24 protein-coding genes are annotated in these 23,897 nt (G+C 66.0%); 13 read left to right on the top strand and 11 right to left on the bottom strand.

Annotation, left to right across the window (positions count from 1 at the left end):
- Nucleotides 1-150: 150 nt before the first annotated feature.
- From METLW4_RS0111000 to METLW4_RS0110990, 3 genes are all read right to left on the bottom strand, one after another.
- Complete coding sequence (locus METLW4_RS0111000; RefSeq protein ID WP_018266263.1) at nucleotides 151-1,140, bottom strand: beta-ketoacyl-ACP synthase III; 990 nt, start codon at nucleotides 1,138-1,140, stop codon at nucleotides 151-153.
- Nucleotides 1,137-2,186 carry a phosphate acyltransferase PlsX gene (plsX, locus tag METLW4_RS0110995; RefSeq protein ID WP_018266262.1) on the bottom strand — a complete coding sequence of 350 codons (1,050 nt, stop codon included), beginning with the start codon at nucleotides 2,184-2,186 and terminating at the stop codon, nucleotides 1,137-1,139. The genes METLW4_RS0111000 and plsX overlap by 4 nt, the downstream gene beginning before the upstream one ends.
- Nucleotides 2,187-2,515: 329 nt before the next feature.
- Nucleotides 2,516-3,142 carry a YceD family protein gene (locus METLW4_RS0110990; RefSeq protein ID WP_043332618.1) on the bottom strand — a complete coding sequence of 209 codons (627 nt, stop codon included), beginning with the start codon at nucleotides 3,140-3,142 and terminating at the stop codon, nucleotides 2,516-2,518.
- A gap of 246 nt (nucleotides 3,143-3,388) precedes the next feature.
- Between METLW4_RS0110990 and METLW4_RS0110985 the strand changes: the two genes are divergently transcribed.
- Nucleotides 3,389-3,850 carry an outer membrane protein assembly factor BamE gene (locus METLW4_RS0110985; protein ID WP_018266260.1) on the top strand — a complete coding sequence of 154 codons (462 nt, stop codon included), beginning with the start codon at nucleotides 3,389-3,391 and terminating at the stop codon, nucleotides 3,848-3,850.
- Nucleotides 3,851-4,220: 370 nt separating this feature from the next.
- Nucleotides 4,221-5,180: a transglycosylase SLT domain-containing protein gene (locus METLW4_RS0110980; RefSeq protein WP_245258433.1), complete on the top strand. Its 960-nt coding sequence runs from the start codon at nucleotides 4,221-4,223 to the stop codon at nucleotides 5,178-5,180.
- A 56-nt stretch (nucleotides 5,181-5,236) separates the two neighbouring features.
- Here the strand turns inward: METLW4_RS0110980 and METLW4_RS0110975 are convergent, their stop codons facing one another.
- The 5 genes from METLW4_RS0110975 to uvrC form a co-directional block, all read right to left on the bottom strand.
- Nucleotides 5,237-5,692: a molybdenum cofactor biosynthesis protein MoaE gene (locus tag METLW4_RS0110975; RefSeq protein WP_018266258.1), complete on the bottom strand. Its 456-nt coding sequence runs from the start codon at nucleotides 5,690-5,692 to the stop codon at nucleotides 5,237-5,239.
- Nucleotides 5,693-5,711: 19 nt separating this feature from the next.
- On the bottom strand, nucleotides 5,712-6,284 hold the full coding sequence (locus METLW4_RS0110970) for a dienelactone hydrolase family protein (RefSeq protein WP_018266257.1): 573 nt from the start codon (nucleotides 6,282-6,284) through the stop codon (nucleotides 5,712-5,714).
- A gap of 82 nt (nucleotides 6,285-6,366) precedes the next feature.
- The gene (gene moaD / locus METLW4_RS0110965; RefSeq protein WP_018266256.1) at nucleotides 6,367-6,618 is read right to left on the bottom strand and encodes a molybdopterin converting factor subunit 1; all 252 of its coding nucleotides are present in this window, start codon (nucleotides 6,616-6,618) and stop codon (nucleotides 6,367-6,369) included.
- Nucleotides 6,615-7,235, bottom strand: a complete 621-nt coding sequence (gene pgsA / locus METLW4_RS0110960) for a CDP-diacylglycerol--glycerol-3-phosphate 3-phosphatidyltransferase (RefSeq protein ID WP_018266255.1) — start codon at nucleotides 7,233-7,235, stop codon at nucleotides 6,615-6,617. The genes moaD and pgsA overlap by 4 nt, the downstream gene beginning before the upstream one ends.
- 179 nt (nucleotides 7,236-7,414) lie before the next feature.
- Nucleotides 7,415-9,385, bottom strand: coding sequence for an excinuclease ABC subunit UvrC (gene uvrC, locus METLW4_RS0110950; RefSeq protein ID WP_018266253.1), 1,971 nt, complete (start codon nucleotides 9,383-9,385; stop codon nucleotides 7,415-7,417).
- A 310-nt stretch (nucleotides 9,386-9,695) separates the two neighbouring features.
- Here uvrC and METLW4_RS0110945 point away from each other — a divergent pair, with 310 nt between their 5' ends.
- From METLW4_RS0110945 to METLW4_RS0110925, 5 genes are all read left to right on the top strand, one after another.
- The gene (locus METLW4_RS0110945) at nucleotides 9,696-11,000 is read left to right on the top strand and encodes a TAXI family TRAP transporter solute-binding subunit (protein WP_018266252.1); all 1,305 of its coding nucleotides are present in this window, start codon (nucleotides 9,696-9,698) and stop codon (nucleotides 10,998-11,000) included.
- A gap of 54 nt (nucleotides 11,001-11,054) precedes the next feature.
- The gene (locus METLW4_RS0110940; RefSeq protein WP_018266251.1) at nucleotides 11,055-11,558 is read left to right on the top strand and encodes a GFA family protein; all 504 of its coding nucleotides are present in this window, start codon (nucleotides 11,055-11,057) and stop codon (nucleotides 11,556-11,558) included.
- A 110-nt stretch (nucleotides 11,559-11,668) separates the two neighbouring features.
- On the top strand, nucleotides 11,669-12,838 hold the full coding sequence (locus tag METLW4_RS0110935) for an AI-2E family transporter (RefSeq protein WP_018266250.1): 1,170 nt from the start codon (nucleotides 11,669-11,671) through the stop codon (nucleotides 12,836-12,838).
- 166 nt (nucleotides 12,839-13,004) lie between these two features.
- A complete protein-coding gene (gene infA / locus METLW4_RS0110930; RefSeq protein WP_018266249.1) occupies nucleotides 13,005-13,223 on the top strand; it encodes a translation initiation factor IF-1 in 219 nt (72 codons plus the stop codon).
- A 9-nt stretch (nucleotides 13,224-13,232) separates the two neighbouring features.
- Nucleotides 13,233-13,889 (top strand): Maf-like protein, encoded by a 657-nt coding sequence (locus METLW4_RS0110925; RefSeq protein ID WP_018266248.1) that lies wholly within the window; start codon nucleotides 13,233-13,235, stop codon nucleotides 13,887-13,889.
- Nucleotides 13,890-13,893: 4 nt separating this feature from the next.
- Here the strand turns inward: METLW4_RS0110925 and alr are convergent, their stop codons facing one another.
- Nucleotides 13,894-15,039 carry an alanine racemase gene (gene alr / locus METLW4_RS0110920; RefSeq protein WP_018266247.1) on the bottom strand — a complete coding sequence of 382 codons (1,146 nt, stop codon included), beginning with the start codon at nucleotides 15,037-15,039 and terminating at the stop codon, nucleotides 13,894-13,896.
- A 99-nt stretch (nucleotides 15,040-15,138) separates the two neighbouring features.
- On the bottom strand, nucleotides 15,139-15,861 hold the full coding sequence (locus METLW4_RS0110915) for a response regulator transcription factor (RefSeq protein WP_018266246.1): 723 nt from the start codon (nucleotides 15,859-15,861) through the stop codon (nucleotides 15,139-15,141).
- Between the two features lie 479 nt (nucleotides 15,862-16,340).
- Here METLW4_RS0110915 and sdhC point away from each other — a divergent pair, with 479 nt between their 5' ends.
- From sdhC to METLW4_RS0110885, 6 genes are all read left to right on the top strand, one after another.
- Nucleotides 16,341-16,754 (top strand): succinate dehydrogenase, cytochrome b556 subunit, encoded by a 414-nt coding sequence (sdhC, locus tag METLW4_RS0110910; RefSeq protein WP_018266245.1) that lies wholly within the window; start codon nucleotides 16,341-16,343, stop codon nucleotides 16,752-16,754.
- A gap of 55 nt (nucleotides 16,755-16,809) precedes the next feature.
- A complete protein-coding gene (sdhD, locus tag METLW4_RS0110905) occupies nucleotides 16,810-17,196 on the top strand; it encodes a succinate dehydrogenase, hydrophobic membrane anchor protein (RefSeq protein ID WP_018266244.1) in 387 nt (128 codons plus the stop codon).
- A 41-nt stretch (nucleotides 17,197-17,237) separates the two neighbouring features.
- Complete coding sequence (gene sdhA / locus METLW4_RS0110900; RefSeq protein ID WP_018266243.1) at nucleotides 17,238-19,067, top strand: succinate dehydrogenase flavoprotein subunit; 1,830 nt, start codon at nucleotides 17,238-17,240, stop codon at nucleotides 19,065-19,067.
- A gap of 49 nt (nucleotides 19,068-19,116) precedes the next feature.
- On the top strand, nucleotides 19,117-19,902 hold the full coding sequence (locus METLW4_RS0110895; protein WP_018266242.1) for a succinate dehydrogenase iron-sulfur subunit: 786 nt from the start codon (nucleotides 19,117-19,119) through the stop codon (nucleotides 19,900-19,902).
- 125 nt (nucleotides 19,903-20,027) lie between these two features.
- On the top strand, nucleotides 20,028-20,384 hold the full coding sequence (locus tag METLW4_RS28290) for a hypothetical protein (RefSeq protein WP_018266241.1): 357 nt from the start codon (nucleotides 20,028-20,030) through the stop codon (nucleotides 20,382-20,384).
- Between the two features lie 160 nt (nucleotides 20,385-20,544).
- Entirely contained in the window at nucleotides 20,545-21,579 is a 1,035-nt protein-coding gene (locus tag METLW4_RS0110885; RefSeq protein ID WP_026191433.1) for an aspartate-semialdehyde dehydrogenase, read from the top strand.
- Here METLW4_RS0110885 and METLW4_RS24630 read toward each other — a convergent pair.
- A complete protein-coding gene (locus tag METLW4_RS24630) occupies nucleotides 21,554-23,314 on the bottom strand; it encodes a SulP family inorganic anion transporter (RefSeq protein ID WP_157235054.1) in 1,761 nt (586 codons plus the stop codon). The two genes, METLW4_RS0110885 and METLW4_RS24630, sit on opposite strands and share 26 nt — an antisense overlap.
- Nucleotides 23,315-23,897 lie beyond the last annotated feature (583 nt).

Genomic DNA, 23,897 nt, shown 5'->3' with positions numbered 1-23,897 from the left:
TCGCGCGAGGCGGGTTCGTCGCGGATGATCGCAACAGGGCGCCGCAGGCCCCGTTCGCGAGGAGCGAAAAACTCAATTTGATTATTTTTCAGAAACTACGACGAAAATCAAGCGCAGGTTGCAGTTTCACGACCGGGATTTCGTGGCGCCTCACCAGCGGATGAGCGCCGAACCCCATGTGAATCCGCCGCCGACCGCTTCGAGCATCACGAGATCGTCACGCTTGATGCGTCCGTCGTCGCGCGCGACCGACAGTGCGAGGGGGATGGAGGCGGCCGATGTGTTGCCGTGCAAATGCACTGTGGCGACGACCTTTTCCGGCGCGATTCCGAGCTTCGTCGCCGACATGTCGATGATGCGGCGATTGGCCTGATGCGGCACGAACCAGGAGAGATCCGTCGCGGTGAAACCCGTCGCCGCAAAGGCGTCCGTAACGACATCCGTTACCATGCCGACGGCGAAGCGGAAGACTTCTTTGCCTTCCATGCGCAAATGCCCGACCGTTCCCGTCGAGGAGGGGCCGCCGTCGACATGCAGTTTCGCGCGATGGCGTCCGTCCGAGCGCAAATGCGTCGTCAATATGCCGCGCTCTGCGAGCGAGCCTTCGCTCTCGCGCGCCTCGAGCACAATGGCGCCGGCGCCGTCGCCGAACAGCACGCAGGTCGTGCGATCGGTCCAGTCGAGAATGCGCGAGAATGTCTCTGCGCCGATCACCAGCGCGCGCTTATGCGAGCCGGAGCGAAGAAACTTCTCCGCCGTCGTCAGCGCATAGACGAAACCCGAGCATACCGCCTGAAGATCGAAGGCGGCGCCGTGCGTCATGCCGAGCGCGGCCTGAATCTGCGTCGCCGTCGAAGGGAAAGTATAGTCGGGCGTCGATGTGCCGACGATGACGAGATCGATATCCTCCGGGCCGAGGCCGGCGTCGGCCAGCGCGGCGCGCGCCGCTTTCTCGCCGAGCATGGAGGTCGTCTCGCCGGGCGCGGCGATGTGACGCTCCTTTATGCCGGTGCGCTGCGTGATCCATTCGTCGCTGGTGTCGACCTTGGCGGCGAGCTCCTCATTGGTGAGGATGCGGCTCGGCAAATAGCTGCCGAGGCCGACGACGACAGAGCGCAGAGGGCGCTGGATAAGAGTCACTGAGCGGCTTCCTGGTCGTCGCGGCGGCTCGAGGCCAGCATGTCGCGGATCTTGGAGAGCAGGCCTTGATGCGCCATCTCATAGCCGATCTCGACCGCGCGGGCGAAGGCGAGCGCATCGGCGCCGCCATGGCTCTTGATGACGATCCCCTCGAGGCCGAGAAACACGCCGCCATTGATGTTGCGAACGTCTGCTTTGGCGCGCAGCTCGCGAAAAGCGCTACGAGCGAGCAGATAACCGAGCATGGCGAGCCAGGACTTGCCGATCGCCTCCTTGAGATACTGCATGACCTGCGTCGCAGTGCCTTCAGCGGTCTTGAGCGCAATATTGCCCGAGTAGCCCTCCGTGACCACGACGTCGACGACGCCTTGGCCGATCTCGTCGCCCTCGACGAAGCCCCGATAGTCCAGATTGGGAAGGTCCGCCTCCTTCAGAAGGCTCGAGGCGGCTTTGACCTCCTCATTGCCCTTGATGTCCTCTTTGCCGACGTTGAGCAGGCCCACGCTCGGCCGATCGAGCTCGAAAAGGGCGCGCGACATCGCCGAGCCCATAACGGCGAGATTGACGAGATGGCGCGCGTCCGCGCCGATGGAGGCGCCGACGTCGAGCACGATGGAATAGCCGCGCGCCGTCGGCGCCGGCCACAAGCTGGCCAGCGCCGGACGCTCGATCTTGGCCATTGTGTGCAGGCAGACCTTGGCCATGGCCATCAGCGCGCCCGTGTTGCCGGCGGAGATGGCGACATCGGCCTCGCCCTTCTTCACCGCCTCGATCGCCTGCCACATGGAGGAGACGCGACGGCCGGAGCGCAGCGCCTGGCTCGGCTTGTCGTCCATGCGGACGGCGACGTCGCAGTGACGGACGGTCACGACATGGGCGAGGCGCGGATGCGCGGCCAGCTCGGCGCGAATCTGCCCTTCGTCGCCGAACAGCAGAAAGCTGCTGTCGGGATGACGATCGTGAGCGATGGCGGCGCCGGCGATGGTGACTTTCGGACCATGATCGCCGCCCATGGCGTCCAACGCTATGCGAATGGGCTGCGCCATTCTGCCTCGTCTCCCGAACTGAATACGAATTGCGAATGTCCGCGCGGCCCGCAACGCTCCGCCCCACGGGTCCGCCGAACGCGCGAAAGATGCGGCGAAGCGGAGCCGCTATGGTCCGCTTCTGCCCTCGGTTCCGAGCGATTTCTCGTCGGGGACCGGGCTCGCCGCCGGCCCAAGGCGCCAGCGGCTGACGAATTGCCATTTGCGCGGCGCCAGCGCAAGAGCAATTCCTGCCGTCGCTCCAGCTTCCCACGAGCGAGCCGGTCTCGACGCATCGTCGCATGCCGCCGAATCTACAGGCTCTCCATCACGCTTTTGCAAAGCCGGGCTCAGCTTCGGCGACCCTTGCCGAGCGCGTCGCGCAGGCCGGCGAAGGGCGAGACTTTCGCCGGCGGCTTTTCTTCCTCTTCACTCTCTTCCAGCGGAGCGAAGCGCGCGCCGGGCTTGCGCGGATAGGGATCGAGCGCCAGCGCGAGAAATTCCGCGACGATGGCGCCGAGATCGATTCGCCCGTCGATGAGCGGATCGGGCGCGTCCTCGTCGAGATCGGCGATGTGCCGGCTTCCTCTCGGCTCCTTTTGCTCCTCCGGCTCGGCCTCGCGCCGGCGACGCGACATGCGCTCCGTCGGGGGCGGGGCGGCGGGGGCGGCCTCCGGCGCGAAGGATACGTCTATGGGCTCCACGACGCGGGCGTCGAATTCCTCGAGCGTCACCACGCAGGTCTGGCGAACGTCGGCGGTGAGCTCGCCGGCGACGCGCAGGCCGCCGCGGCCCGCGCGCGTCACTTTCAGCTTCGCCTCGAGACGGCTCAGCGCGACGAGATCGTCTGTTTCGGCGAGGGCCGTGCGCTCGGCGGCGTCGGCGGAGATGGTCAGCTCCAGCCCGTCCTCGGGAACGTCCGTGGCGGCGAGCGGGCGCGAGAACGGGGTTTCGGGCAATTGCAGATCGTCGCTCATTCGCCGCTCCTTCTCCTCGGACGTCGCCGCTTCGGCCGACAATATGAAATATAGATGGGCGCCGCGCCCATTGGTCGAAGCTTCGCCATTTTCCGGCCATTGATACGGTCGAAGAGGCCCCGACGCCAGCCCGAGCGTTGCGCCGGAGGCGTCGCTGCTTGCTTTCGCGAAGAGCGAGAGTTAGGCAAGCTCGAACATTGTCGCGACAAAGGTCGGCCTCGGGAGAGGCGCAGCGCGGAGAGAAAAATGCGGTCTCGGGTTTCGCTCGTCGTCGTCTCGCGGCAGGCCCGCCGCCTCGCCGCCCTCGCTCTGCTGGCGGCGCCGCTCGCCGGGTGCCTCGGCTATGACGGCGTCATCAATCGCGGCGCCGTCATCGACGAGCGCAAGGCCGCGCAGGTGAAGATCGGCTTGCCGGCCCCGCAAGTGCTGGCTCTGCTCGGCACGCCGTCGACGACATCGACGATCGGCGGCGACGCCTGGTACTATTTCAGCCAGCGCATAGAGCGCGAGCTGGCCTTCCTGCCGCCCGAGGTCGCCGATCAGCACATTCTCGCCGTCTATTTCGACAAGTCGAAAAAGGTCCAGCGCATCGCCGATTATGGGCTGAAGGACGGCAAGGTCGTCGATTTCATCAGCCGCACGACGCCCACGGCCGGGGCCGAGTTCAATTTCGTGCGCAATATGCTGGCGAAGCTGACCAGCTTCTGACGATTTGGAAAAAATCTTAGCTTTTTCAATCGTAAGCGTGGCTGTGTCGATTCGGCGCAAATGTGGCGGGCGAATCGGCCCGCCGGCTCCGTACGTAGCCGATCGCTTCATTTTTAAGGGCTTGTGGGAAATGCGGAGCCCCGCCGGATTGTGACGCGCGCGTGACGCGCGCAGTCGATTTTTCGCCCCTCGCGGTTGCTAGCCTCTGTCTCGTCCAAACAACAGCGAGGAATGAAACAGAGTGTCTTTCGAAGCGATAGCTCCTGCCGTTCGCGGCGAAGCGTCGGCGCCGAAATGGTCGCGCTTTCTGCCCGTGCTCAACCGCGCAGACGCGGACCGCCCCCTCACGGGGGCCGACGGATCCGTTCACATGCTCCTTCGCGCTTTCGCCATAGCGACGGCTCTCGCCTTCGCCCTGGTGGCCGCGTTGCTCTCTATGCCAGATGGCTGGGGCCGGTTCAGACTGTCCGAGGCGTCGCGAGCCGGGGCGCAGAGCCGCCGGGCGCCGCCGCCCTTGTTCTTTCTGACCAATCGCGGCCTCACCGATCAGCCTCTCGACGCCGACGCCGCCGAGGCCATGGGCGAGGCGGTGAAAGCGTGGTCCGGCGCCGCCGACGTCGCCAATGAGGCGCAGGCGAGCCTCTCCGGCGCTCCGGCTGTGCTGCAATTCGGCCCCGTGCGCGTCGCCCGCGCCATTGTCGAGCATGTGGTGCAGGCGGCCAAAACCACCGGCTCCGATCCGGCCATGCTGATGGCGATCGCCGACAAGGAGTCGAGCTTCGCGCCCAAGGCCAAGGCCAGCACCTCCTCGGCGAGCGGGCTTTTCCAGTTCATCGATTCGACCTGGCTGAAGGCCGTGCGCATGTTCGGCCGCAGCTATGGCCAGGAGGCGGCGGCGCAGGCGATCGACGGCGACTATCGCGTCGCGCCGCAGAAGCGCTCCGAGATTCTGGCCATGCGCAATGATCCGTATCTTTCCGCGGTCTTCGCCGCCGAGATGCTGAAGCATGACGGCGAGCGCATCGCCGAGCGCCTCGGCCGTCCGCTGACCGTGGGCGAGACCTATCTCATCCACTTCCTGGGGCCGGACGACGCCGCCCGCTTCATGGCGAAGGTGGAGGAGGCGCCCAACACGCCGGCCGCCAAGCTGCTGCCGCGGCCCGCTCGCGCCAATAAGCCGATCTTCTTCGCCCGCGAGGGCAAGAAGATGAAGCCGAAATCGGTGAGCGAGGTTCACGAGGCCTTCGAGACGATGATGGGCCAGCGCTCCAATCGCTACAAGGGCGTGGAGCAGCACCTGCCGGGTGGGGCGCTCGCCTATACGGAGTGAGCCTCCATCAGGAGAAGACTCGAGAAAGGCGGCCGCGAGGGCCGCCTTTTTTGTCGCTACTTGCGCCAGCGCTCCGCCGCCGCATCGTCCTTGGCCTTGGCCTCGACCCAGTCGCCGACGCCGCCGTCGGCGCGATGCTCCTTCTTCCAGAAGGGCGCTCTGGTCTTCAGATAGTCCATCAGAAACTCCGCCGCGGCGAAGGCCTCGCCGCGATGGCGCGCGGCCGTGATGACGAGCACGATTCGCTCGCCCGGCAGAATGCGCCCATGGCGATGGATGATCGTGAGCGCCGAGAGCGGCCAGCGGGCGAGCGCCTCCTCGGCGACGCGGGCGATCTCCTCCTCGGCCATGCCGGGATAATGCTCGAGCTCCAGCGCCGCGAGCGTTCCGTCCTCGTCGCGGCAGAGGCCGGTGAAGGAGACGATCGCGCCAATGTCGCGGCGGCCGTCCTCGATCAGCGCGGCTTCATGCGCCGGATCGAAGGGGGCGGATTGGATGCGGATTGTGAGCATAGCGAGCAGCCGCCGAGGATCAGGGAAGGCCGAGGACAAATTCGACCGATCGCTTCATGCAGAGCGCGGCCGCAGCGGCGTCATAGTCTGGAAGATCGCGGTCCAAGAAGTAATGTCCGGCATTGTCGTATCGATGCAATTGCAGAGCCGCGTTTTCCGCCGCCGCGGCCCATTGCGTAAAGAAGCTCTCGTCGTCGAAAGGGTCCGGCCGAGCGATATGGGCCGAGACCGGAAGACCGCATCTCGGCGGCTTCATCCATGGCGCCACCCCCGAAATGAGAAGCGCTCCGGGCATATGGGGACGATTTTTCCAGACGCGGCCGACCAGAAACGCTCCGAAAGATATTCCGGCCAGAACGGCGTCCGCCGGGGCGTCCTCGAGCGCTCGCTCGGCTCTTTCGAGGATGAGCGCGTCGCCGATTTCGTCCTTCGCCCGAAATCCGTCCTCATAGGTTTTCGCCACGCGTCCGGCGAAGAGATCGGGAAGAAATACGGACGCGCCCTCGCGCTCGAAGGCGTCGGCGATCTCGCGCTCTGCTCGTCGAAGGCCGAGAATGGAATGAAAGAGAACGACGCTCCTTTTGACAGGCATCCTAATTCTCCACGCGCCGTCACATGAGAAATTGCCATTTGCCCATGACCGGCGGCGAGCCGGCGCGTCGAGCGGCGCTCTCTCACCCTCCGGTCATCGGCGGAAAAAAAGCGATCTCGCGCGCTCCGGCGATGGGCGTCTCATGGCGCACATGGGCCTTGTCGATCGCCGTGCGAATGACGGCGGCGTTCTCGAACGCCAGAGCATAGGCCTCGTCGCGCGACTTCAGCCAGCCGATGAGCTCGCCGACGGTCTCGACCTCTGGGGGAGGGGAGAGCTCCTCCTCGGCGCGGCCGATTCGCTCGCGCACCCAGGCGAAATAGAGAGCCTTCATCGCGCCTCGTCCGTTCCGAAATGCGCCCAGCCGGCTCTCATATAGTCATAGCCGGTGTAGAGCGTCAGCAGCGCGGCGATCCACAGCAGCACGCTGCCGATATTGACGGTGCCGGGCAGCACCAGCTCGCCGGCGCGGCCGGCGATGAAGAAGCCGAGCGCGAAGAGCTGCAGCGTCGTCTTCCATTTGGCGATGGCGCTGACCGGCAGCGGCACTTTCAGCTCTGCGAGATATTCGCGCAGGCCGGAGACCAGAATCTCGCGGCACAGGATGATGAGCGCCGCCCAGATCGTCGGCCCGGAAATGGTCTGGTCGGCGACCACCATCAGCAGCGTGGCGGCGACGAGAAGCTTGTCGGCTATGGGATCGAGCATGGCGCCGAGCGACGACTGCTGCGCCCAGGCGCGGGCGAGATAGCCGTCGAAGAAATCGGTGATGCCGGCGGCGGTGAAGACGCCGAGCGCCGTCCAGCGCATCCAATGCTCGTCGGGCCATTGCAAGAGTCCCGCGACCACGGGCACGGCGACGAGCCGGCCATAGGTCAGAATATTGGGCAGGGAGAGCGCGCGCCCGCGGCGCGGCGGAATGGCCGTCGATGTCATGCCGCGAAGGAACATGGCGAGCGCCTCCCTTGTCAATAGAAGAGACGGGCTCCTCGCCGCCGCCGCGCGCTTCCGCCGCCGGTCCGATCTCCTGCGCAGCGGCGGGAAGCTTCGGCAAAACCGGCATTTTGCCGCTCGGTCAGCGCCGACGAGACCGTCGCCGAGCCGCGCACAAATTTTAGACGCTCGTCGTCTCAGCCGCCGCGCTGGAAATGATCGAAGACGAGCCGCGCCGTCGCCTTGTTCACGCCCGGCACATTCTCGAGGTCGCAGAGCGCGGCTCCGGCCACCGCCTTGGCGGTGCCGAAGGCGAGCAGCAGCGCCCTTTTGCGCGCGGGCCCCACGCCCGCGATCTCGTCGAGCGGGTTCTTGGCGAATTCCTTCTTGCGCCGCGCACGATGCGTGCCGATGGCGAAGCGATGCGCCTCGTCGCGCAGGCGCTGCACGAAATAGAGCGCCGGATCATGCGGCGGCAGGCGGAAGGGCTCGCGTCCCTCGACGAAAAACATCTCGCGGCCGGCGTTGCGGTCGGCGCCCTTGGCGATGGAGGCGATGGTCACGCCCTCGAGGCCGATCTCCGCCGCGACGGCGCGCGCCGCGTCGAATTGTCCGCGGCCGCCGTCGATAATCACGAGATCGGGCTTCGACGGAAAAGCGTCCGGCGCCTCTTCCTCCGGCTTTTCTGCGTCCTTCGCGATTCGGGCGAAGCGGCGCGCCAGCACCTCCCGCATCATGCCGTAATCGTCGCCGGGCGTGATCTCGGCGCTCTTTATGTTGAAGGTGCGGTAATGCGTCTTCATGAAGCCGGTCGGCCCGGCGACGATCATCGCGCCTATGGCCTGCTGGCCGCCCGTATGGGAATTGTCATAGACCTCGACGCGGCGCGGCGGCTTCTCCATGCCGAACATTTCTCCGAGCGCGACGAGCAGCTTCTCCTGGCTGGCGTCCTCGGTGAGCTTGCGCGTCAGCGTCTGCTTGGCGTTGGTTTGCGCATGCTCGACCAGCTCGCGCTTCTCGCCGCGCTGGGGCGTCGCGATCTCCACCTTGCGGCCGAGCTTGTCCGACAGCGCTTCCGTCAACAGCTCACGATCCTCGATCGCATGGGAGAGCAGCACCAGAGGCGCCGGCGGATGCTCGCCATAAAATTGCGCGAGGAAGGAGCCGAGCACTTCTTCTTCCGACAGACTCTGATCGGCGCGCGGGAAATAGGCGCGATCGCCCCAATTCTGAAACGCGCGGAAGAAAAACGCCTCGATGCAGAAGCGGCCCGCCTCCTTGGCGATGGCGAAGACGTCGGCCTCCTCGACGCTGCGCGGATTGACCCCTTGCGTGCCTTGAATGAGCGACAGCGCGGAGATGCGGTCGCGCAGCCGCGCGGCGCGCTCGAACTCGAGCTTCTCGGCCGCTGCGGTCATTTCGGTCGCGAGCTGCTCGCGCACGGAGCGGCTCTTGCCGGTGAGGAAGTCGTGCGCCTCCTGCACCAGCACGGAATAATCCGCGATCGAGATCTCGCCCGTGCAAGGGCCGGCGCAGCGCTTGATCTGATAGAGCAGGCAGGGCCGCGTGCGATTCTCGTAGAACGAATCGGTGCAGGAGCGCAGCAGAAACGCCCGCTGCAGCGCATTGAGCGCGCGCCCCACCGCGCCGGCGTTGGCGAAGGGGCCGAAATAATCGCCCTTGCGCGAGCGCGCGCCGCGATGCTTGGCGATCTGTGGCGCGTCATGATCGCGCGCGATGAGAATATAGGGAAAGCTCTTGTCGTCGCGCATCAGCACGTTGAAGCGCGGCTTCATCTGCTTGATGAGATTGGTCTCGAGCAGCAGAGCTTCGGTCTCGGTCTCGACCGAGATGAACATCATCGAGGCGGTGGCCGAGATCATGCGCGCGATGCGGTTCACATGGCCGGCGAGGCGCGTGTAGCTCGCTATGCGCTTGCGGACATTCTTGGCCTTGCCGACATAGAGCACCTCGCCATTCTCGGCGATCATGCGATAGACGCCCGGCCCGTTGGGCGCGTTCTTCCAATAGGATTTGATGACCGAGACGCCGCGCTTGACGCTCTCCGGCGTGTCGGCGGCGAGCTCGGGCGGAGCGGCGCCTTCGGCCTCCTCCGCGAGGTCCTCTTCCTCATCGAGGGTTTCGGGAAGGTCGGGCGTATCGCTCATGCGGCGAGATTTATGCCCGGCGCGCGCGATTGGGAAGAGCGAGTGAAGGGTATCGATGGAGCGAGAAGAGGCTCCCGGAGAGGCGTTTCTACCTCCCCCTCGAGGGGGGAGGTCGAGCGCCGAAGGCGATCGGGAGGGGGTGTTTCCGCCGAGTCTTCTTCGTGGAACCCCACCCCGTCCGGCTTCGCCAGCCGACCCTCCCCCTAAAGGGGAGGGTGAGGCGCCCAATTCGGCGTTCACCCGATCGCCCCGGAGGCCGTGGGCTGTGGCGCGCGCCGGCCTATTTCTCCTCGCGTAGGGAGGAGGCCCCATGCCCAAAGGCCATGCGCCGCGCCTGATCTTCTGGGTCGCGATTCTGCTGTTCGCTCTCGCGGCGGCGCTGTCGCTCTTTTATTACCTGTCGCCGCGGGCGACCTTGCGCATCACCACCGGCCCGGCGACGTCGCCGGCCCAGCGCGCCATCTCCACCTTCATTCATGTCGTCTCGGGGACGCATCCTTTCCTCCGCGTGGAGGAGGTCCCGGTCGCCGATCTTACGGCCAGCTCCAAGGCGCTCGAGGAGCGCAAGGTCAATCTCGCCATTGTGCGCACCGATGTCGCGGCGCCCTCCAATGGCCAGACCATCGCCATTCTGCGCCGCGACGTGGTGGCGATCGTGCTGCCGCACGGCTCGCCGATCAAGGACGCCGCCGGCCTCGCCCGCAAGACCATCGCCGTGCCGGAGGGCGCGCTGCAGACGGAAAATCAGCATGCGCTCGATGAAATCCTCGCCTATTTCGACGTTCCGGCGGCGAGCGTGAAGCGCCTCGTCCTGCCGCTCGGCGAGATCGGCCCGGCCTTGCGCGCGGGCCGCGCGGCGGCGGCGCTGGCGGTCGGGCCGATCGGGCCGGGGCAGGCGGTGGATGTCGTCGCCTCCATCGCCAAGGCGATGAAGAGCCCGCCCCAGCTCCTGCCGATGGATCAGGCGGACGCGCTGGTGAAGCGCTTTCCGGGCTTCGAATCTGTGGATATCCCCGAAGGCGCCTTCAAGGCGCATCCGCCCGTGCCCGACGATACGGTGAAGGGCCTCGCCGTCACCTATCGGCTGGTCGCGCCTTTCTCTATGCTGAATGTCGTCGCCGGGGCGATCGGCCGCTCCATTTTCAAGACCAAGGCCAAGCTCGCCGCCCTGTCGCCGGGCGGCGCGCAGATCGAGGCGCCCGATCTCGATTCGCAGAATCCGCTGCTGCCGGTCCATCCCGGCGTCGCCGCCTACCTCGCGAGCGGCGATCAGAGCTTTTTCGATTCGCTCCAGCAATATTTCTACATCATCGGCATTCCGCTGAGCCTTTTGGGCTCGCTCGTCGCCGTGCTGCTCGGCCTATGGAACAATCGGCGGCTCGTGCAGGACCAAAATCGCGTTTTCCGCCTGCTGACCCTCGCCGACGAGGCGCTGACCGCCGACAGCGCCGGCCTCGAGCGGATCGAGACGGAATTTCGCGGGCTCGTCGCCGATTGCGTCAACAAGCTCGCGGATGGCGAGACGGCGGCGGATCAATATCCTGTTTCGTCGCTCGCCATAGACCATGCGCGGCGCTCGATCGAACGTAGGAAGGACGGGCTGCGGGCGGCATGACCCGCGCGCCGGGCTCGCTATAATGTCGTCCGTTTCGAGCAGAGGATTTCCGACATGGCTTCGCTCATCCGAGATTTCACCTGCGCCTGCGGGCGCGTGCGCTGCGAGGCGGTCGGCGAGCCGATCGTCAGCGCCGTCTGCTATTGCTCCGATTGCCAGGAGGGCGGCCGCAGGATCGAATCTCTGCCCCATGCCCATCTCCTGCGCGATCCAGACGGCGGCACGCCTTACCTCACCTATCGCGACGACCGTTTTCGCTGCGTCGCGGGCGCGGATCTGCTCGAGGATCACCGGCTGAAGCCCGATTCGCCGACCCGAAGAGTGGTCGCCTCCTGCTGCAGCACGGGCATGTTCCTGAAATTCGATCCGGGCTTCTGGGTTTCCACCTATCGGCTGCGCTATGTCGGCGATCTGCCGCCCATAGAAATGCGAACCAAGGTCGCGCGCCGGCGCTCCGCGCTGCCGCTGCCGCAGGACGCGCCGAGCTATCGCGGCTTCCCGCTGCGGCTCTTCGGGCGGCTGATCGCGGCGCGGCTCGCCATGGCATTGGGCCGATAGGGCGGCGGAAACGCGGCTGCGGGAGTGAAACCTTTTGCGATCCGCGCTATGTTGTCGCGGGGGAGGCGCGTCGGCAGCCGAGGCGCGACAAAAATTTCGGGGATAGCTCGGTGATCGAGGACCAGCGCGAAGCGTCCGGCCGGCGGCGGCTCAACGCGACACTCATCGACCTGATCATCCGGCTCGGCGCGCTCGGCGCGCTCGCCTATTGGTCCTTCCTGCTGGTGCGGCCCTTCGTCACCATCGTGACCTGGAGCGCCATTCTCGCCGTGGCGCTCTATCCCATCTTCGAATGGATGAGCGTCCGGCTCGGCGGCCGCCGGCGGCTGGCGGCGACGATCATCACTTTTCTCGGCCTGCTCTTCGTCATCGGGCCGGCGACCTGGCTCGGCCTCGGCGTCGTCGACGGCCTGCGCGCGCTCGCCGATCGAATCGACGCCGGCGGCGTCTGGGTGCCGCCGCCGCCCGAGACCTTGCGCACTTGGCCCTTCGTCGGCGAATCGGCGTACGAATTCTGGGAACTCGCCTCCACCAATCTGCGCAGCGCGCTCGCGCAGGCGCTGCCGCAGCTCAAGCCCTATGGCGAGATCGCGTTGGACGCGACCAAGAACGCCGGCGCCGGCGTGTTCAAATTCCTGATCTCGGTCATTATCGCCGGCTTTCTGTTCGCGCCCGGGCCGGCGCTGGTGCGCGCCATCAAGACCGCGGTGACGCGCATCGATTCGAAACGCGCCGAGCATTTCGTCGAGCTCGCCGGCTCGACGATCCGCACCGTCTCGCGGGGCGTCATCGGCGTGTCGCTGCTGCAGGCGGCGATCGGCGGCCTCGGCCTGCAGCTCGCCGGCGCGCCGGGCGCGAGCCTGCTGACCCTGTGCATATTGGTGCTCGCCATCGTCCAGATCGGGCCGCTGATGGTGGTGGTTCCCTCCATCATCTGGGCCTGGACGGAGATGCAGACGCTGCCGGCGCTGCTCTTCACCTGCTGCATGTTGACGGTGACGCTGGTCGACAATGTGCTGAAGCCCATCGTCATCGCGCGCGGGCTCACGACGCCGCTGCTGGTCATTATCGTCGGCGTCATCGGCGGCGTGCTGGTGCATGGAATCATTGGCCTTTTCGTCGGCCCAGTGGTGCTCGCCGTCGCCTGGGAGCTGCTCAGCGCCTGGGCAGGGGACAGCAAGGGCGGCGCCCTCGTCCCATCGGCGGGCGAGGCCGCTCCCGAGCCCCGCGTGATCGAGCCGCCCGCCGCCGGCTCGATCGTCCACGCCCCGGAGCGCTGAAGCGCGCGACGGAGCAAAAGGCGAGGTTCACAAATCGGCCGTACTCGATTAGGGTCCGGCGCGGATTTGCGCGTCCCGGCTTCGATCCCATATTGATGAGCGCCCGCTTCGCAAGCGGGCCTTTCGCTATCCGAGGTCCGCTAACGGCCTCTGAAGAAGGAACCACATGGCCAAGGAAGAACTGTTGGAGTTTCCCGGAGTCGTCACCGAGCTGCTGCCCAGCGCGATGTTTCGGGTCAAGCTCGAGAACGAGCACGAGATCATCGCCCATACGGCCGGCAAGATGCGCAAGAACCGCATCCGTGTGCTCACCGGGGACAAGGTTCTCGTGGAGATGACGCCCTATGACCTCACCAAAGGGCGGATTACCTATCGTTTCAAATAATTTCGATTTATGGCGGAGCCGATCGTCTTGACGTCCCACCCGACCGACACGCGGCCCAAGCTGGTGCTGGCCTCTGCCTCGCCCCGCAGGCTCGAGCTGCTGCAGCAGATCGGCCTCGACGCCGACGCTCTGCTGCCGACCGACATAGACGAGACTCCGCAGCGCAACGAGCTGCCGCGCAGCCTCGCCCAGCGTCTCGCCGGCGAGAAGGCCGCCGCGGCCATAAAGATAAGGGCCTATCAGCCCCATCTCGAGGGCAGCTATGTGCTCGCGGCCGACACTGTGGTGGCCGTGGGGCGGCGAATCCTGCCCAAATGCGAGGACATAGAGCAGGCCGAGGATTGCCTGCGCCTGCTCTCCGGCCGCCAGCATAGGGTTTTTACGGGCGTCACGCTGATCACCCCGCGCGGGGCCGAGCGCCGTCGCCTGGTCGAATCGCGCCTGCGCTTCAAGCGCCTATCCTCGACCGAGATCGACGCCTATCTCGCGTCCGGCGAATGGCGCGGCAAGGCGGGCGGCTATGCGATTCAAGGGCTCGCGGGCGCTTTCGCGGTGCGGCTCATCGGCTCCTATTCGGCCGTCGTCGGCCTGCCGCTCTATGAGACCGCCGCGCTGCTGGCCGGCGAGGGCTATCCGGTGCTGACGCCCTGGTTCGAGCGGGCGTGAGCCCTTACCCGCCGATATAGACCCGCTCATAGCGCCGGCCGAGCCGCGTCAAAATCTCATAGCCGATGGTGCCGCAGCGCAGCGCCAGCTCGTCGACGCCGATCGTCTCGCCCAAAAGCTCGGCGCTCTGGCCGCGATAGACCGAGCCTTCGGGGACGTCGGTCACGTCCAGCATGACGAAATCCATCGACACGCGGCCGACGATCGGGCAGCGCCGTCCGGCGACGATCGCCTCCGGGGCGGGCCGGCCCGGGCCGGCGACGGCGGCCGGAAAGCCGTCGCCATAGCCGAGGCCGAGCGTCGCCAGCCGCGTCGGCCGCGTCGCGGTCCACACGCCGTCATAGCCGACGCTCTCGCCGGCCTCGATCAGGCGCGTCGCCAGAATCGGGGCCTCGAGCCGGGCGACGGTTCGCATCGGATTGGGCGCCGCCGGCGTCGGATTGCCGCCGTAGAGGGCGTAGCCGGGGCGCAGAAGATCGTAATGCGGCTTCTGCTCCAGAAAGATTCCCGAGGAATTGCTGAGCGAGGCCGGCACGCCGGGGAAAGCGCGCCGCGCCGTCTCGAAAGCGGCGATCTGCGCCGCATTGCGCGGGTCCTCGGCCCATTGCGCGCAGACGAAATGGCTCATCGTCAGCGTGAGGTCTATGTCCTGCGCCGCCGTGGCCGCGGCCTCGGCGTCGTGCAGCGAGAGTCCCAGCCGATTCATGCCGGTGTCGAATTGCAGCGCGGCCGGCAGGCGGCGGCCGATGGAGCGGCCGAATGCCGCCCATTCGCGGATTTCCTCGAGCGAGGCCAGAACCGGGCGCAGCCGCCCCGCGGCGAGCGCGCGGGCGCCGCCGGGCGGCAGGCCCTCGAGCACATAGACGATGGCGCGCGGCGCGACGGCGCGGATGCGCTCGCCTTCCCCGGCGGTGGCGACGAAAAAGCTGCGGCAGCCGGCGGCGGCCAGCGCGCGCACGGTCGGCTCGGCGCCCAATCCATAAGCGTCGGCTTTGACCACGGCCGCGCATTCGCTCGCGCTGGCGCGCGCGGCGAGCCGTCGCCAATTGGCGACGAGGGCGGCAAGATCGATGGTGAGCGTCGCCCCCGCGCGCGCCTCGGCGGGGGCGGTCTCATTCAGGGGCGCTCGGGCCGAACGGTCGAATCTCATGAGACAATATTCTAGCGCCGGAGCATGGCGTTCGCATGGCCAATTGCATGCGCCATGCCCCGGCGTCGTTAATTTTGGCGATTTGCCGCGTCGATCGCGTCAGCGGCGGGGCAGATTCACGCCCGAATCGACCATCTGCCGCGGGGCGGGAGTCCCGAGGCGGGCGGTCGGATCGGCCGGGGGCCGCGGCGCGCCGAGGCGTACGGCCGGATCGGGCCGGGGCGCGCCCAGCGAGATGCGGACGAGATCGGCGACGCTCTTGACGCGCATCTTGGTCATGATGTGCGAGCGATGCGTCTCCACCGTGCGGGCGCTGATGCCGAGCTCATGGGCGATGACCTTGTTGAGCTTGCCCTCGACGAGGCCGGCGAGCACGTCGTTCTCACGATTGGTGAGCGTGGCGAGACGGCCGGGCGTGGTCCGCGCGCGGCCGCGATAGGCGCGGTGGTCGATGCGGCGGGTCAGCGCCTGCTGCACCGAAGCGAGCAGCTTCGCCTCATTGATAGGCAGCTCGAGCAGATCGAACGCGCCTTCCTTCATCACTTGGATCGCGCCACGCACATTGGCCTGCGCGGTGACGACGATGATCGGCAATTCGACCCGCCGCGCCTTGGCGTCTCTCAACAGCTCGATCCCGATCATATCGGGCATGTCCACATAGATGATGACGCAGCCGCGGCTGTCGGTCTCGACGGCTTCGAAGAAGCGTCCCGCGTCCTCATGGAGGCGGAGGTGAAAATCCGCCTTGTCCAGGGCGCTCGTCAGAGACGAGCGGATGATCGGATCGACGTTCAAGATATGGATGGTTTCACTGTAATTCATAGATCGCTCGCGAGATGAGTTGACGAAAAAGTCATTCGACGAGACCAGCGAACTCAAGCCGCCGACAAAATAGTCGGCAGTCCGACGTCACGGCAACACGACGCTTACTCGGGGCGCCGACGCAACATTACGAACTCTCGAGCCACGCAGACCAACCTCGACGCTCAACGCTACTCGACACGTCCGCAGCCGGTGAGAAAAAGCCGGCTCCGAACGACGATGCGCCGGCTGGTCCCGGGCAACGTCGGCGGGCGCATGTTAACAGATCGTAACGCACGCGCCACGTTTTTCGACTCGAATCCTACGCATCGGCGCATCGATTGCGTCGAGCGTCGCGACGCGTTACGTAAGTCATGCGTCCTTTCGCCGCGATGCACGAGTCACGAAATGCTTGGCGCTTCCGTTCGGATACGTGTGTTGCAGCGGCGACGCGATTGAATTATCAGTCCAGCCGAGCCTCGAGCGGAGAGAAACTGAAAATGGCCGACGCCGATCCTGTGAGCGAGAGCCTCGCCGCCGCGCGGCCGCTCTCTCCCCATCTGACGATCTACAAGCCCATCCTCACAATGGCGATGTCGATCGCGCATCGCATCACCGGCGCTGCGCTCTATGTCGGCGCGCTTCTGCTCGCGCTCTATTTCCTCGGATTGGCGCTCGGTCCTTCGGCCTTCGAGGCAGTGTCCTGGATCGCCAATTCTCTCGTCGGGCGGATCTTCGTTCTGCTGTTCAGCTGGGCGCTGTTTCATCATCTGCTCGGCGGCGTGCGTCACGCGATATGGGATCGCGGCCTCTATCTCGATCGCGATGGCCGCGAGCTGCTGGCCAAGGCGACCTTGGGCGGCGGCGTGGCGCTGACGGCGCTCTTGTGGATCGCATCCTCGCTCTTCGGCTGAGACTGCGGCGGCGCTCGTCGCGCTATAATCGAACTAGATCGATGGAGAAACCGATATGTCGAGATTCCAGAGCGGCCGCAGCGGCAAGGGAGACGCCTTCGTCTCGGATCGCTCCGGCTCGCTGCATGCGCTCGCCATGCGGCACAGCGCGCGCGCGCTGGCGCCGCTCGCTCTGCTCTCGATTTGGCAAATCGTCGGTCTCGTCGGCAAGCCCTATGAGGCCGCGCGCGCAGAGATCGGAAGGCCGCTGCCGGCCATAGCGCTCATCGCCTTCATCGTCGTCGTCGCCTATCACGCGCGGCTCGGCGTGGAGAACATCATCGAGGATTATGTTCACGACGAAGCGCTGAAGGCGAAGGCGCTCATCGTCAACAAATGGCTGGTGATCGCGATCGCGGCGATCTGGACGCTCGCCATAATGATCATCGCCGCGCCGCGCTGACGCGCGTTCGCGCTCGGGCGCTCTTTCGACGAGGATTGGGAATGGCTGCGAACGGCAAGACGACGGTGAACATCGGGGGCAGGGCCTATCCGATCGTCGATCATACATTCGACGTCGTCGTCGTCGGCGCGGGCGGCGCGGGACTGCGCGCCGTCGTCGGCTGCGCCAAGGCGGGGCTGAAGGCCGCCTGCATCACAAAAGTGTTTCCCACACGTTCGCATACGGTGGCGGCGCAGGGCGGCGTCGCCGCGGCGCTGGCCAATATGGGGCCGGACGATTGGAAATGGCACATGTACGACACCGTCAAGGGCTCCGACTGGCTCGGAGACCAAGACGCGATCGAATATCTCTGCCGCAACGCGCCGCAAGCCGTCTATGAGCTCGAGCATTGGGGCGTGCCCTTCTCGCGCACCGAGGACGGACGCATCTATCAGCGGCCCTTCGGCGGCATGACGACGGATTACGGCAGAGGCCCGCCCGCGCAGCGCACTTGCGCCGCCGCCGACCGCACCGGCCATGCGATGCTGCATACGCTCTACGGGCAGGCGCTGCGTCACGACACGGAATTCTTCGTCGAATATTTCGCCATCGATCTCATCGTCGATGCGGAGGGCGCTGTGCGCGGCGTCGTCTGCTTGAAGCTCGACGACGGCACGATCCATCGTTTCCGCGCCGCGCTCACCGTGCTGGCGACGGGCGGCTATGGCCGCACCTATCTCTCCGCGACCTCGGCGCACACATGCACGGGCGACGGCGGCGGCATGGCGCTGCGCGCCGGCCTGCCCTTGCAGGATATGGAATTCGTGCAATTCCATCCGACCGGCATTTATGGCGCGGGCTGCTTGATTACCGAGGGCGCGCGCGGCGAGGGCGGCTATCTGACGAATAGCGAGGGCGAGCGCTTCATGGAGCGCTATGCGCCGTCGGTGAAAGATCTCGCGCCGCGCGACATGGTCTCACGCGCGATGACGGTGGAGATTCGCGAGGGCCGCGGCGTCGGCAAATTGAAGGATCACATCCATCTGCATCTCGAGCATTTGGACCCTGCGATCCTGCATGAGCGCCTGCCGGGCATTTCCGAGAGCGCGAAGATTTTCGCCGGCGTCGATGTGACGCGCGAGCCCATTCCGGTGCTGCCGACCGTGCATTACAACATGGGCGGCATACCGACGAATTTTCACGGCGAGGCGCTGCGCCGCGTCGGCGACAATCCAGATGTCGTCGTGCCGGGCCTGATGGCGATCGGCGAGGCGGCTTGCGTCTCCGTGCATGGCGCCAATCGTCTCGGCTCCAATTCGCTGGTCGATCTCGTGGTCTTCGGCCGCGCCGCCGGCCAGCGCGCCGCCGAGCTGGTGAAGCCCGGCCAGACGCAGCCGGAGCTGCCCGCCGATTCCGCCGAGCTCGCGCTATCGCGTCTCGACGCGCGGCGCTTCGCCTCCGGCTCGATCGCGACCGCCGATCTGCGGCTCGAGATGCAGCGCGTGATGCAATCGCATTGCGCCGTCTATCGCGCCGGCGAGGTGCTGGAGGAGGGATCGCAGGCGATCCATGCGGTGTGGAAGAAGAGCGACGACGTCAAGGTTTCGGATCGCTCGCTGATCTGGAACTCCGATCTCGTCGAGACGCTGGAATATGACAATCTCATCGTCCAGGCCGTGGTGACGATGGATTCGGCGAAGAACCGCACCGAATCCCGCGGCGCCCACGCCCGCGAGGATTTCCCCAACCGCGACGACGCCGATTGGATGAAGCACACGCTCTCGACGATCGACGAGGCGGGCAAGAGCGTCGCGATCGACTACCGCCCGGTGCACAGCTACACGCTGTCCAATGAGGTGGCTTACATCGAGCCGAAGGCGCGAGTGTATTGAGCGCGTGATCGTCGGCTTCGAAGCCGCATAGAATGCGAGTGGACAAATCATGGTCGAATTCGTCCTTCCCAAATCCTCCCGCCCCGTCGAGGGCAAGGTCTGGCCGCGGCCCGAGGGCGCGAGCCGGGTGAGGGAGTTCCGCATCTATCGCTTCGACCCCGATGAGGCGTCGAACCCGCGCATAGACACTTATTACGTCGATCTCGACGATTGCGGGCCGATGGTTCTCGACGCGATCATCTGGATCAAGAACAAGATCGATCCGACGCTCACCTTCCGCCGCTCCTGCCGCGAGGGCATTTGCGGCTCCTGCGCGATGAATATCGACGGGCTCAACACGCTCGCCTGCACCAAGGGCATGGATGAGATCGAGGGGGCGATAAAGCTCTATCCGCTGCCGCATATGCCGGTGGTGAAGGATCTCGTGCCCGATCTCGCCGATTTCTACGCCCAGCACGCCGCCATCGAGCCCTGGCTGCAGACGGTGACGCCGGAGCCGGAGAAGGAATGGCTGCAGGCGCCGGACGACCGCCGCAAGCTCGACGGGCTCTATGAGTGCATTCTCTGCGCCTGCTGCTCCACCTCCTGCCCCAGCTATTGGTGGAACCGGGACCGATTCCTGGGCCCGGCGGCGCTGCTGCAAGCCTATCGCTGGGTGGTGGACAGCCGCGACGAATCGACGGCCGAGCGCGTCGCCTATGTCGACGACGCCTTCCGCCTCTATCGCTGCCACACGATTCTGAACTGCTCCAACGCCTGTCCGAAGAGCCTGTTGCCGGGGACCGCCATCGCCGAGCTCAAAAATCTGGCCATCGCGCAGACGACCGGCGAGTGAGGAAAACGGAGCCGGCGCCGTAATGGCGCCTGTTTTTGTGCGCAATCTTCGCCTCGGGATCGCCGGAACTTGTCTTTTTTCCGGCCTGGGAGCATTTTGGAGCTGATGCTCGAGGAGTAGCCGCCATGCGATCGCGCCTTCTTCTGGCCGCCGCTATTTTCGCCTTTTCGTCCGCGCTGCCGCTCTCCGCGGGGGCGGAGGATGCGCTCGACCCCAGCCGGCTGGACACGTCCGCCGCCGGAGCTGCCAAGGCGAAGCCGAAGAAAAACAAACAGCAGCAACAGGCTACGGCTGGTCAGCCGGCCGCGCCCGGCAAGCCGCCGGCCAAGGCCGAGAACCGCCAATTCGGCGAGCTCGAGGGCTGGTCGCCGGGCAAATCCCCGCCCAAGAAGAAAGACAAAGAGGACGAAGGCTCGCGTTTCGGCAAGGCGCCGGTGAGCATGGGCAATAACGGCAATATGTCTGTCGGCATGCCCTTCTGATTCCGTCTGCCGCGGCGCCCGCCGCCGTGGCCGAGCTGCGAGATTCGATGCGAAGCCGCTCCGTGGCCGAATGGCCAGCGGGGCCGCTTCGCTATTCTCGTCCATTCCCTCGACAAATGGCGCGCCCGCCGTCATAAGCGGGCAAAAGGAGTTCCATCCCATGGGTTACAAGGTCGCCGTCGCGGGCGCCACGGGCAATGTGGGCCGCGAGATGCTCGACATTCTGGCGGAGCGCCGCTTTCCGGTCTCGGAAGTGGTCGCGCTGGCTTCGTCCCGCTCCATCGGGACGGAAGTGTCGTTCGGCGACAAGATTCTCAAATGCCGTCATCTCGACACTTATGATTTCTCGGACACGGACATTTGTCTGATGTCGGCGGGCGGCGACGTCGCGCGCGAATGGGCGCCGCGCATCGGCGCGAAGGGCTGCGTCGTCATCGACAACAGCTCCGCCTGGCGCATGGACCCGGATGTTCCGCTGGTGGTGCCGGAGGTCAACGCCGACGCCGCGGCAGGCTTCACGAAGAAGCACATCATCGCCAATCCCAATTGCTCCACCGCGCAGCTGGTCGTGGCGCTGAAGCCGCTGCACGACGCCGCCAAGATCAAGCGCGTCGTGGTCTCGACCTATCAATCCGTCTCGGGCGCGGGCAAGGAGGGCATGGACGAGCTGTTCTCGCAGACGCGCTCCGTCTTCGTTTCCGATCCTCTGGAATCGAAGAAATTCCCCAAGCGCATCGCCTTCAACCTCATTCCGCAGATCGACGTCTTCATGGAGGACGGCTTCACCAAGGAAGAGTGGAAGATGGTGGTGGAGACGAAGAAGATTTTGGACCCCAAGATCAAGCTCGTCGCCACTTGCGTGCGCGTGCCGGTGTTCATCGGCCATAGCGAGGCGATCAATATCGAGTTCGAGAATCCGCTGTCGCCGGAGGATGCGCGCAATATTCTGCGCGAGGCGCCCGGCGTGCTCGTCATCGATAAGCACGAGCCCGGCGGCTACATCACGCCGCATGAGGCCGCCGGCGAGGACGCGACCTATATCTCGCGCATTCGCGACGATCCGACCGTGGAGAATGGCCTCGTTTTGTGGTGCGTCTCCGACAATCTGCGCAAGGGCGCGGCGCTGAATGCGGTGCAGATCGCCGAAGTGCTGGCGAACCGCAAGCTCATCACGCCGAAGCAGAAGGCGGCCTGAAGGCGCGGCTCCTGCGCGCGACGAGCGCGGGAGCCTCGATCTTCGAGGCGAGGGCGTCGGGCGCGAGCGCTTTCGTCGCTTCGTCGACGCTGCGAAACAAGCGGCCTTCGCCGAGAGTCTCCATCACGCCGAAGCGCGTCAGCGCCTCATGCGCGCGCACGGATTCCAACCGCGCTATGGCGAAATCCGCGCCCGCAGCGCGGCAATCCTCGATCGCCTGCCGCAATATGCGCGCCGCCGTATAGTCGATCTCGACGATATTGCTCGCCTCCAGCACGACGAGCTTCGGCTTCTCCTCGATCGCCTCGCGCAAATCGCTCTGGAAGCCATAGGCGTTGAGAAAAGACAGCGGCGCTTGAAAGGCAGTCACCAGCACGCCCTCGAGGCGCTCTCCTCGAGATTCGTTGGAGCTGGATGCGCAAGGCCACCACACCGAGCTTCCCGGCAGGCGCGCGAAAGTGATGAGCCGCGAGCGCGTCGTCGTCCACACGCCATGCAGCAGCGACGCGAGAATTGAGAGCGACACGCCCGTCTGCACCGGCAGCGCGACGACGGCCGCCATGGTCAGCGCGACGAGCGCGAACTCGCCATGTGTCTTGGAATAAATGTCGCGCATCACATGCAGGCGGAAAATGCGCGCGGCGATGAACATCAGCACGCCGGCGAGCGCGGCGTTGGGCACATGCTCGAGCAAGGAGGCGCCGAACAGCATCAGCGCCGCTATGACCAGCGCCGCGACGATCGACGCGAGCTGCGAGCGCCCGCCTGTCGCCGTAACAATCGCCGTGCGCGGCGGCGAGGCGTCGACGGCGAAGGCGCCGACCAGCCCCGCCAGCAGACAGCCTGCGCCGACGCCGAGATAATCGCGATCGACATCCGGCGCGCGGCCCTCCTCATTGGGAAAGGAGCGTGAGGTCGCCGCCGTCTGCACCATGATGACGACCGAGATGATGATGGCGAGGCCGACGATATGGGGAAGATCGGCGGGCGCGATCTCGGGAAAGCGCGGGTGCGGAAATTCCGCCGAGACCTTGCCGAGCACGGCGACGCCGCTTTCCTCGAGATGGAAATAGCGCACCGCGAAAGCGGCGCCGGCGAGCGCGATGAGCGCGGCCGGCAGCTTGGGGCTGATCTTCTCGCCGATGACAATGGTCGTGAGCGCGCCGAGGCCGATGGCGATGGCCGCGGGATTGGCCTCGCGCCAATGCTTCGCCATTTCGGCGACGCGATAGAATTCACTGCCTTCGACGCTCGGCAGGCCGATGAGCGCGGGCAGCTGCGAGATGAAGATGTGAATGGAGATGCCGGCGAGAAAGCCTGTCGTCACCGGAACGGAGAGAAGATCTGCGACCCAGCCGGCGCGCAGCAGAAAGCCGAGCGCGAGTATGCCGCCGACCAGCAGAGCGAGAAAGGAGGCGAGCGCCATGAATTGCGGCGAGCCGCGCGTCGCCAGCAGCGCGAGAGCGCCGGCGAAGATCGGCGCGATCGTCGAATCCGCGCCGGAGGAGAGGAAGCGGCTGGAGCCGAACGCCGCGAAGGCGAGCGAGCCGGCGAGAAAGGCGAAGAAGCCGATCTGCGGCGGAAAGCCGGCGAGCCGCGCCGTCGCCATCTGCTCCGGTATGGCGATGGCCGCCAGCGTCAGCCCGGCCGCTATGTCGTAGCGCAGCACGGCCTGCGGCAGGGAGGGGAAGAACGGCCAAGCGCGTTTCGGCCGAGACGGGTTTTGCTGAGACATTGATGAAATCCGGGGCGAGCCTGCCCCGAATCTAGGGCGTGACGCTCGAACCGTGAGGCTGGACGAGGCGCGATTGTCGCGCTCATCGATCTCCGGCGCAATTTTTTAAAAAAAACGCCGAGGGCGCGCAAAAAAATGCCTCACCTCGCGAGAAGCTCGAAGCGGCCGTCCGAGCCGGCCCGACGAAAGGTCGTTTTCGGTCGCCCCTCCGTATCGATCGACTCGGCCGACGAGAATGGCGCAGCCGACCGAAATGGACGGTTCGGGTAGGTCTCAGCATCGCCTGAAGGAGTAGGGATCAGGTAGGCAACTGAGCCACGCCCGGAAACTGCGCAGCGATCCCGCTCGCCATCAGAGCGCGCATTTGGAACAGCGCGTGCGAGACGGTCGGAGCGGAGGCCGCGGCCTCTCGCCGCCCATGCGCAGGGGGCGGCCGGCCGCGCCATCGGCTATTTCGGGCGAGAGGCTCATGCGCGGCTCTGTCGGACGGCTGCGCGGCTTTCGTCCCGCCTGCGCCGCGCGCGCCGGCCTCGCGACGCTGCGCTTCCTTCAATTCGGCCTCGGTCGCCCGAAGAATTGACGC

It is taken from the genome of Methylosinus sp. LW4, from assembly GCF_000379125.1.
Classification (GTDB): Bacteria; Pseudomonadota; Alphaproteobacteria; order Rhizobiales; family Beijerinckiaceae; genus Methylosinus.
This window is presented reverse-complemented; position numbering and strand designations above follow the sequence as displayed.

Excerpts from the sequence above, each read along its gene's own strand:
- sdhC (WP_018266245.1), top strand. The coding sequence starts at position 16,341 with ATGGCCGACGCCGATCCTGTGAGCGAGAGCCTCGCCGCCGCGCGGCCG.
- alr (WP_018266247.1), bottom strand. The coding sequence starts at position 15,039 with ATGAGATTCGACCGTTCGGCCCGAGCGCCCCTGAATGAGACCGCCCCC.
- METLW4_RS0110945 (WP_018266252.1), top strand. The coding sequence starts at position 9,696 with ATGCCCAAAGGCCATGCGCCGCGCCTGATCTTCTGGGTCGCGATTCTG.
- METLW4_RS0110985 (WP_018266260.1), top strand. The coding sequence starts at position 3,389 with ATGCGGTCTCGGGTTTCGCTCGTCGTCGTCTCGCGGCAGGCCCGCCGC.
- METLW4_RS0110970 (WP_018266257.1), bottom strand. The coding sequence starts at position 6,284 with ATGCCTGTCAAAAGGAGCGTCGTTCTCTTTCATTCCATTCTCGGCCTT.
- METLW4_RS0110940 (WP_018266251.1), top strand. The coding sequence starts at position 11,055 with ATGGCTTCGCTCATCCGAGATTTCACCTGCGCCTGCGGGCGCGTGCGC.
- METLW4_RS0110885 (WP_026191433.1), top strand. The coding sequence starts at position 20,545 with ATGGGTTACAAGGTCGCCGTCGCGGGCGCCACGGGCAATGTGGGCCGC.
- sdhA (WP_018266243.1), top strand. The coding sequence starts at position 17,238 with ATGGCTGCGAACGGCAAGACGACGGTGAACATCGGGGGCAGGGCCTAT.
- METLW4_RS28290 (WP_018266241.1), top strand. The coding sequence starts at position 20,028 with ATGCGATCGCGCCTTCTTCTGGCCGCCGCTATTTTCGCCTTTTCGTCC.
- METLW4_RS0110980 (WP_245258433.1), top strand. The coding sequence starts at position 4,221 with ATGCTCCTTCGCGCTTTCGCCATAGCGACGGCTCTCGCCTTCGCCCTG.
- sdhD (WP_018266244.1), top strand. The coding sequence starts at position 16,810 with ATGTCGAGATTCCAGAGCGGCCGCAGCGGCAAGGGAGACGCCTTCGTC.
- plsX (WP_018266262.1), bottom strand. The coding sequence starts at position 2,186 with ATGGCGCAGCCCATTCGCATAGCGTTGGACGCCATGGGCGGCGATCAT.
- METLW4_RS0110990 (WP_043332618.1), bottom strand. The coding sequence starts at position 3,142 with ATGAGCGACGATCTGCAATTGCCCGAAACCCCGTTCTCGCGCCCGCTC.
- METLW4_RS0110915 (WP_018266246.1), bottom strand. The coding sequence starts at position 15,861 with ATGAATTACAGTGAAACCATCCATATCTTGAACGTCGATCCGATCATC.
- infA (WP_018266249.1), top strand. The coding sequence starts at position 13,005 with ATGGCCAAGGAAGAACTGTTGGAGTTTCCCGGAGTCGTCACCGAGCTG.
- METLW4_RS0110925 (WP_018266248.1), top strand. The coding sequence starts at position 13,233 with ATGGCGGAGCCGATCGTCTTGACGTCCCACCCGACCGACACGCGGCCC.
- pgsA (WP_018266255.1), bottom strand. The coding sequence starts at position 7,235 with ATGTTCCTTCGCGGCATGACATCGACGGCCATTCCGCCGCGCCGCGGG.
- moaD (WP_018266256.1), bottom strand. The coding sequence starts at position 6,618 with ATGAAGGCTCTCTATTTCGCCTGGGTGCGCGAGCGAATCGGCCGCGCC.
- METLW4_RS0110975 (WP_018266258.1), bottom strand. The coding sequence starts at position 5,692 with ATGCTCACAATCCGCATCCAATCCGCCCCCTTCGATCCGGCGCATGAA.
- uvrC (WP_018266253.1), bottom strand. The coding sequence starts at position 9,385 with ATGAGCGATACGCCCGACCTTCCCGAAACCCTCGATGAGGAAGAGGAC.
- METLW4_RS24630 (WP_157235054.1), bottom strand. The coding sequence starts at position 23,314 with ATGTCTCAGCAAAACCCGTCTCGGCCGAAACGCGCTTGGCCGTTCTTC.
- METLW4_RS0110895 (WP_018266242.1), top strand. The coding sequence starts at position 19,117 with ATGGTCGAATTCGTCCTTCCCAAATCCTCCCGCCCCGTCGAGGGCAAG.